General features: G+C 40.8%; 1 protein-coding gene. It reads right to left on the bottom strand.

Going from position 1 to position 759, the window contains the following annotated elements; all coding sequences use genetic code 11:
* Nucleotides 1-740 (bottom strand): oligosaccharide flippase family protein (locus LG31_RS0118590; RefSeq protein ID WP_238567545.1); only part of this gene is annotated, 740 nt, incomplete at its 3' end.
* Between the last annotated feature and the right edge of the window lie 19 nt (nt 741-759).

Raw genomic sequence — 759 nt, 5'->3', positions numbered from 1 at the left:
CCTAATACCAGCAGTGTTTGCATTCCACAAACATTACTTAGCCCAATAACAAATGGTAGCCATGCCATCAATAATAACACCGGTACTGCTGCATCATACTGATCTCCATAAGCGAGCGAAATCATGAATGGCGCAGCCATAAACATTGCGATACTTAAAGCAAAAGTGAACACACTCTGCCATTTAAAAATATTACGAATAAGTAAAAACCCCTCTTCTCTACTTCTTGCCATAGTCGCATTGACTCGTGGATATAATGCTTGAAAAAATGGAGTAATTAATCCTAGCACCGCCTGACGCAATTTATCTGCAGCAACAAAATACCCAACAGCAATTGGCCCACTGATAAAGCCTAAGATAACTGTTGTGCTAGTTGTATATAAACTAATTGCCGCAGTGGAAATAAACACATGCCAGCCATCTCGCAACATTTCAGCTAAATCAGCACGAGTTGGCTTATACCATTCCACCCATTTTTCCCGCCAAACGAAATAGAGACCGATGCAGCCGCCTAAAATTGTCGTCACACTGGTAATAAGTGCAGCCACATAGGCATGTTCAGGTTTATTGACAAAGATAAAAATCAACGGGATCGCCAATAAACGGGCTGTGATATTTGATATGGCAATCCAGCCCATTTTTTCTTTACCTTGGAACAGCCAGGTGGGGAACAATACATTCCCCAAAACCATCAACAAACCAGAGTAAATAATTAGTGACACATCATTAAGTTTCGGCACAAAATACACTGTGGTACTT

Source organism: Aeromonas lacus (genome assembly GCF_000764665.1).
GTDB lineage: Bacteria > Pseudomonadota > Gammaproteobacteria > Enterobacterales > Aeromonadaceae > Aeromonas > Aeromonas lacus.
Note: the sequence above shows the minus strand (reverse complement) of the source record. Positions and strands in the feature narration are given on the sequence as shown.